The organism is Deltaproteobacteria bacterium (assembly GCA_009929795.1).
Lineage (GTDB): Bacteria > Desulfobacterota > Desulfovibrionia > Desulfovibrionales > Desulfomicrobiaceae > RZZR01.
Genome location: RZZR01000123.1, coordinates 1 through 6,703, shown reverse-complemented (window position 1 = coordinate 6,703; position 6,703 = coordinate 1). Strand labels below are relative to the sequence as shown.

9 protein-coding genes are annotated in these 6,703 nt (G+C 64.3%); 3 read left to right on the top strand and 6 right to left on the bottom strand.

Features of this window, described 5'->3' with window-relative positions; translation table 11 throughout:
- The first annotated feature begins 5 nt into the window (after positions 1-5).
- The 3 genes from EOM25_11135 (at position 6) to EOM25_11125 (ending at position 2,537) form a co-directional block, all read left to right on the top strand.
- The gene (locus tag EOM25_11135) at positions 6-863 is read left to right on the top strand and encodes an NAD(P)-dependent oxidoreductase (GenBank protein NCC25728.1); all 858 of its coding nucleotides are present in this window, start codon (positions 6-8) and stop codon (positions 861-863) included.
- A 157-nt stretch (positions 864-1,020) separates the two neighbouring features.
- On the top strand, positions 1,021-2,097 hold the full coding sequence (gene cobT / locus EOM25_11130; protein ID NCC25727.1) for a nicotinate-nucleotide--dimethylbenzimidazole phosphoribosyltransferase: 1,077 nt from the start codon (positions 1,021-1,023) through the stop codon (positions 2,095-2,097).
- Positions 2,098-2,126: 29 nt separating this feature from the next.
- The gene (locus EOM25_11125; protein NCC25726.1) at positions 2,127-2,537 is read left to right on the top strand and encodes a rhodanese-like domain-containing protein; all 411 of its coding nucleotides are present in this window, start codon (positions 2,127-2,129) and stop codon (positions 2,535-2,537) included.
- Between the two features lie 4 nt (positions 2,538-2,541).
- Here the strand turns inward: EOM25_11125 and cobS are convergent, their stop codons facing one another.
- The 6 genes from cobS to eno form a co-directional block, all read right to left on the bottom strand.
- Positions 2,542-3,273 (bottom strand): adenosylcobinamide-GDP ribazoletransferase, encoded by a 732-nt coding sequence (cobS, locus tag EOM25_11120; protein ID NCC25725.1) that lies wholly within the window; start codon positions 3,271-3,273, stop codon positions 2,542-2,544.
- Entirely contained in the window at positions 3,270-3,821 is a 552-nt protein-coding gene (locus EOM25_11115; protein ID NCC25724.1) for a bifunctional adenosylcobinamide kinase/adenosylcobinamide-phosphate guanylyltransferase, read from the bottom strand. The genes cobS and EOM25_11115 overlap by 4 nt, the downstream gene beginning before the upstream one ends.
- Complete coding sequence (locus EOM25_11110; protein ID NCC25723.1) at positions 3,779-4,573, bottom strand: sugar phosphate isomerase/epimerase; 795 nt, start codon at positions 4,571-4,573, stop codon at positions 3,779-3,781. Before EOM25_11110 ends, EOM25_11115 begins: the two co-directional genes overlap by 43 nt.
- A complete protein-coding gene (gene cobD / locus EOM25_11105) occupies positions 4,570-5,565 on the bottom strand; it encodes a cobalamin biosynthesis protein CobD (protein NCC25722.1) in 996 nt (331 codons plus the stop codon). Before cobD ends, EOM25_11110 begins: the two co-directional genes overlap by 4 nt.
- Before the next feature lie 30 nt (positions 5,566-5,595).
- Positions 5,596-6,438, bottom strand: a complete 843-nt coding sequence (folD, locus tag EOM25_11100; protein NCC25721.1) for a bifunctional methylenetetrahydrofolate dehydrogenase/methenyltetrahydrofolate cyclohydrolase FolD — start codon at positions 6,436-6,438, stop codon at positions 5,596-5,598.
- A 10-nt stretch (positions 6,439-6,448) separates the two neighbouring features.
- On the bottom strand, positions 6,449-6,703 hold a 255-nt coding region (eno, locus tag EOM25_11095), incomplete at its 5' end, for a phosphopyruvate hydratase (GenBank protein ID NCC25720.1).

Below are 6,703 nucleotides of genomic sequence, written 5' to 3'. Positions count from 1 at the left end.
CCACCATGAACGTCGGATTCATCGGCCTCGGCCATCTGGGTCGGGCCATTGCCGGACGATTGATCGACCAGGGACACGCGCTCACGGTCTGGAACCGGACACAGTCCAAGGTCGAGGGACTGGACGTCAGAGTGGCCGCCGCCCCGGCCGAGGTCATCGGCCAAGCCGATATCATCGGCATCTGCCTCTTCGACAGTAACGCCGTTCAGGGGATTCTGACCGCCGAGAATGGCCTTCTGGCCGGAGAGGCCCAAGGGAAAATCTTCGTCGATTTCTCCACCAACCACTACCAACGAGTGGAGCATTTCCATGACCTCTGCCGTCGGGCCGGGGCCGACTATCTGGAAACTCCGGTTCTGGGCAGCGTCGTCCCGGCCAGCCAGGGAGCCCTGACCGTTCTGGCCTCCGGCCGAAAGCAGGCCTTTGACACGGCCCTGCCCCTGCTCGAGGACGTCGGCCGGCACGTCTTCTTTCTGGAGACGCCCGGCCTGGCCACCAAGATGAAGCTGGTCAACAACCTGACCCTGGGCACCTTCATGGCCGCCATTGCCGAGGCCCTGGCCCTGGGCGAGGCCGCCGGCATCGATCGTGAGGAGGTCCTGGACATCCTGGCCGTGGGCGGGGGTGATTCCCTGGTCCTCAAGGCCAAGCGAGCCAAGCTCCTCCACGAGGACTTTTCCACCCAGTTCTCCAGCGCCCTGATCCACAAGGACCTCCACTGCCTCCAGGATCTGGCCTTTGACATGAAGATGCCCATGCCCACCGGATCGGCGGCCAAGGAGGTCTACGCCCAAACCTTTGCCCAGGGATTGGATGGTGAGGACTTCTCGGCCGTGTACAAGCTTTTCAAGCCCCGGTCATGATCGGCCGTGAACGGTCTGATGAAAGAAACGTAACACATATTTTTAAAAAGTACTCACCATATCCTGGCCAATGTCATCTCTGGCCTTGTCGGCGGCTCTGTGCTAGCCAGCCTGCCTCGTGCTTGACCCCATGAATATCATTGAGGAGCCTGACCACATGGAGCGAAAACTCCAGAAACTGCTTGCCGCCGTGACCCCAACGGACCGATCCTGGTTCGAGCGGGCCCGGGCCAGAAACGCCGACCTGATCATGCCCCCCCGGGCCCTGGGCCGGCTCCACGACCTGGCCGAGAGGCTTTGCGCCATCCAGGCCACCCTGACCCCCGACATCGGGGAGCGAGCCGTCCTGGTCATGGCCGCCGATCACGGCGTAACCGCCGAGGGGGTCAGTGCCTTTCCGGCCGAGGTCACCCCCCAGATGGTGGCCGCCTTTGTCCGGGGCTGGGCCGGCATCAACGCCCTGGCCGGAACGGCCCGGGCCAAAGTCCTGGTTGCCGATCTGGGGGTGGCCGCAGACCTTTCCGGCCTGGCCGCCGAGAATCCGTCCCTGCTCATCCGCAAGATCGCCCCGGGCACGGCCAACATGGCCCGGGGTCCGGCCATGACTCGGAACCAGGCCCGGGAATCCATCCTGACCGGAGCGGAACTGGCCGATCTGGCCATGGATCAAGGGGCGCGCCTTCTGGCCACCGGTGACATGGGCATTGGCAACACCACGGCCTCCACGGCCATTGGGGCCGTGCTGACCGGACAAGACCCGGAGGCCTTGGTCGGACCGGGCACCGGTCTGGACCGGACCGGTTTGGACCGCAAATTGGGGGTCATCCGCCGCGCCCTGACCGTCAATGCCCCGGATCCCGGTGATCCCCTGGACGTTCTGGCCAAAGTTGGCGGCTTCGAGATAGGGGCCATCACCGGACTCATTCTGGCCGCCGCCGCGCGCCGGACTCCGGTGGTCGTGGACGGCTTCATCTCCACGGCCGGGGCCCTGACGGCCGCGGCCCTCTGTCCGGCCTGCCGGGACTTCATGTTCGCCGGTCACGTCTCAGCCGAACCCGGGCACGCGGCCATGCTCGACCATCTGGGGCTTTCACCCATCCTCGCCTTGGGCATGCGCCTGGGCGAAGGGACCGGAGCGGTCTTGGCCGTGAGCATCCTGGACGCGGCCGTGGCCATGTTTACCGAGGTCAAGACCTTCGAGGAGGCCGAAATCGGCCCGGCCGTTTCTTCCTGATTCCCTTGTCAACCAACGGAGCAACCGACATGATCAAAAACTGGTTTTCACCCGCCGCCCTTTTGCTCTGCCTTGTTCTGGCCTTTCCAGCCCTGGCCGCCTCAAAATCCGTGACCATCGAGGAGGCCAAACGACTGTTCGATTCCGGACAAGCCGTGTTCGTGGACGCCCGCTTTGCCGACGAATACGAGGCCAGCCATATCCGGGGGGCCGTCAACCTCCCGGCCGACGAATTCGAACGCTTCTTCCCCCAGGCCGAACCCCTGCTGGACAAGAACGCCGTCATCATCGCCTATTGCGACGGCGAATTCTGCACCATGAGCGACGAAGTGGCCGAAGAACTCTTCAAGCGGGGCTTTGCCGACGTCAGGATCCTCCACGACGGCTGGAACAAATGGTTGAAACGAAAACTCCCCGTCAGCAAGGGGCTCAACCCCTAGCATTTCAGGCCCAGGCGGACGCCAGGGTCAGGAGCATGGCCGCTTCTCCGACCTCGATCACGGTTCCCAAGGTGTCCCCGGTCACCCCGCCCAGAATTCTGGAAAACCAGAAGCCCAGTCCAAGGGTCGCGACCAAGCAGGACCAGATCATGTTCCATCCGGGACCCGAAACCAGGGACAGAAGCACCACCACACCGAAAAGGGCCAAGGACCGAAACCGGGAGAAATCGGACAGGCCGGAGGCCATGCCTTCAGCCCCCCGAACATACGGTAGCCAAGCCATGACCGCGAGGACGGCCGCCCGGGCGTAGGCCGGGACAAAAACCAGACAGGCCGCCCTGCTCCATCCGCCTTCCAGCTCGCCCAAGGCTCCGGCCTTAATCCCCAGGATGGCCACCAGGGCCAGGACGCCCCAAGTTCCGATCCGGCTGTCGCGCATGATCTCCAGGGCCCGCTCCCGGCCCCGGTGGCTCAAAAGGCCGTCGGCCGTGTCGGCCAAACCGTCCAGATGCAGACCCCCGGTCAATCCGGCCAGGAGCAGAACCGCGATCCAGGACCGCAGCCATCCGTCCAGCACCAACCCCACGGCCGCGTCCAGACCGGCCCAGGCCATACCAATGACCAGGCCGGCCACCGGGAACCAGGGCACCATGTCCCGATCCGGCCGCAGGCCTCGGCCCATCGGCAGCACCGACAAAAAACCCAGGGCAGACCAAAGGCCCGCAAGAGTGGTCACCCGGATCTCCGGACATCCATGGGAAGGCCTGCCACCATGAACACCACCCGGTCCACGGTCCGGGCCACGATCTGATTCACCTCGCCGGCCAGATCCCGAAACGTTCGGCCCAGCTCGTTCTCAGGCACGATGCCCATGCCCACCTCGTTGGCGACCAGGGCCACCGGGCAGGTCACCGCCTCCAGGGCCCGGGCCAGATCCTCGGCCGCCCGAACGACATCCGCTGGTCTGGTGTCCTCGACCAACAGATTCGAAACCCAGAGGGTCAGGCAGTCGATGACGGCTACGTCGCCCATGGTGCAAATGCTTCGCAGCACCCGGGCCGGATTCCTCGGCTCTTCCACCGTGTTCCAGCCCAGGCCCCGCTCGCGGCGATGCCGCTCCACCCGTCGGGCCATTTCCGGATCTCCGATCACCGAGGCCGTGGCCACGAAGATCTTCCTCGCTCCCCTGGCAGCGGCCCAGTCCAAAGCAAAACGGCTCTTGCCGCTCCGACAGCCCCCGGTCACCAGGATGCGTCGTTCCCCTTGATTGTTTCCCTCAAGCATTGGACGGACTCCGTGAATGATTCCAGGTCAAAAACCTCAAGACTCAGCCCGCCTCGATACTCGGCGAGTATGGCGGACAGGTACGTTAGATCGCTTTTCGGGGCCAGGCGCAGGGATCCGTGACGGCCGTCGGGCCTCAGCCCGTAGGCGTGGATCATGATCGTCCGGTCGCCGAAACGCTGCCATGCCCCGGACAGGTCCGACCCCTCCCGAGCCAAATGACCCAGGTCCAGACAAAAGGAACCGCCGGCTCGACGGACCGGCTCTTCCACCCAAACAAGGGGGAAGTCCGTGTTTTCCACGGCCAGAAGTTCCGAAGATCCGATCGATGCCGCCAGACGGATAAAACCGGACTCGATTCTCTCCAGCCACTCCAGATCCGGACCCAAGGCCGTTCTGTCCGGTCCCCGGTTCTCCAAATGCAATATCAGACAGGTCGGGTCAAGGGGCATGGCCAGCTCCAGGCATCGTCGGGCCTTGTCCAGACTCTGGGACCTGGTCTCTAGGTCCGGGTCGCCAACAAAAAGATCCAGAGGGAGATGGACATTGTAGCGAAGCCCGTGGTCTCGGGCCAGGATCGGGAGATCTCGAAGCGTCTCCTCACAAGGTGGCCCCTCGAACCAGACCAGCTCGATCTCGTCCACCAGGGGACCCAGGAACCGGACATTAGGGAGAATGTCGTCGGCTAGGACAAAGGAGGTCGTTCCCAGACGGAACCCAAATCGACCTTTGATGGATGGAGGCGAGGTCATGGGACGAAAACCCGGCCGGCCAGACCCCAGAACTGCCCTCCGCTCAGAGTCAGCAGACCCCACGTCCCAAGAGCCGCCGTCGCGGACACGGCATAGATGAGAGCCCAGGCCCGATTGAGATGCACTGCCTCGGGATCGCGGCCTCGGGGATGGATGAAGGCCCGTTGGACCCGGCGGCCATGATAGTCCCCCGGTCCGGCCAGGCGGACATTTAACGCCCCGGCCAGGACCGTCTCTGGCCATCCCGCATTGGGGCTGACCAATATCTTGCGATCCACTGTGGCCTTCCAGGATCTACGGATCGAGCCCCGGACCATGGGAGCCAGAACGGCTAAAAACACGGCCGTCATCCGGGCCGGAACCAAGTTCAGGACATCATCGACCCGGGCCGAAAAACGCCCGAAGGCCTCGTAGCGGGGAGTGCGATACCCGACCATGGAATCCAGTGTGCTGGCCAGCTTGTAAAGAATCATGCCCGGAATCCCGGCCAAGGCCAGAAAGAACATCGGAGCCACTACCCCATCGGACAAATTTTCGGCCACGGTTTCAAGGACAGCCCGCCGGACAGCGGCCTCGTCCAGGTTGGCCGTGTCCCGGCTGACTATGCGGGAGAGCAGAGTCCGGGCCCGTGGAAGGTCACCGTCCCGCAAGGCCAGCTCCACGCCCAAGGCCTCGGAATGGAGGGATCTGGTGGCCAGCAAGGTGGCCATGACGTACAGGGAACAAAGGGCCTCGGCCCATGATCCGACCGGAGCGGCCAGGCCAAAGCCCAAAACCGTGACGGCCAGAACCGTGACGGCGCAGGCCAGCCAAAAGAACACCCCGGCCGTGACGTTTGGGCGATAGAGAACCCTTTCCCAGAACACCGCCGTTCGACCCATGCCCCGGACCGGATGGGGAATCCGGGCCGGATCGCCGACGACCAGATCGAGTATCCAGGCCAGGGCAAAGAGATGGGCCAATGTCACGCGGCCTCCGGGCGCGCCGTGGATGGAACCCGGCGACGAATTGAAGGGGCTACGTCATCGGCCGACGGCAAAGGCCTGGACCGTGTTGGACAAGAGTTGGGCGATGGTCATGGGCCCCACCCCGCCCGGCACCGGGGTCATGGCCGAGGCCACCTCTCGCAGCCCCTCGAAATCGCAGTCTCCGCACAGGCCGGTCTCGGTCCGGTTCATCCCCACATCCACCACCACCGCCCCAGGAGCGACCATGTCCCTGGTCACCAGCCTGGGCACACCCACGGCCGCGATCACGAAATCGGCCCGGCGCACGGCCCCGGCCAGATCGGCCGTCCGGGAGTGACAGATGGTCACCGTGGCGTTCTTCTCCAGGAGCATCAGGGCCTGCGGCTTGCCCACGATATTGCTCCGGCCGACGACCACGGCCCGTTTTCCCGAAACGTCGAGGTCGTATCTGGCCAGAAGCTCCATGACCCCGGCCGGGGTGCAAGGCCGGAGCCCCGGCAGACCAAGGGTCAGGCGGCCCATGTTCACCGGATGAAACCCGTCCACGTCCTTGTCCGGATCTATGAGGCCCAGACATCGCTGACTGTCCAGGCCCTTGGGCAGAGGAAGTTGGAGCAGGATGCCGTCCACAGTCTTGTCCCGGTTCAGATCCCGGATTAGGGTTTCCAGCTCGTCCTGCCCTGTCGAGGCGGGCAGGCGGAAGGCCCGGGATTCAATGCCGGCCTCGGCCGAGGCCCGCTCCTTGTTTCTGACATAGATGGTCGAGGCCGGGTCCTCACCAACCAGGATGACCGCCAACCCGGGACGGCGGCCACGGTCCTTGACCATGGCCGCCACCTTTGCCCCCAGTTCGGCTCGAATGGCCGCTGCCGTAGCCTTGCCGTCGAGAAGAATCACCAAAAGCCTCCTATTCTCCGTCCAGCCATCGACCGCACAGCCAGTCGAGCATGGCCGGGCCGAAGAACACAGCCTGGTCCTCCAGGTCCTCCTCGATACGCAGAAGCTGATTGTACTTGGCCAGACGGTCGCTCCGGCACAAGGACCCGGTCTTGATCTGGCCCGAGTTCACGGCCACGGCCAGATCGGCGATGAAGCTGTCCTCGGTTTCGCCGGATCGATGGGAAATGACCGTGGTATAGGCGGCCTCCTTGGCCATCTCGAT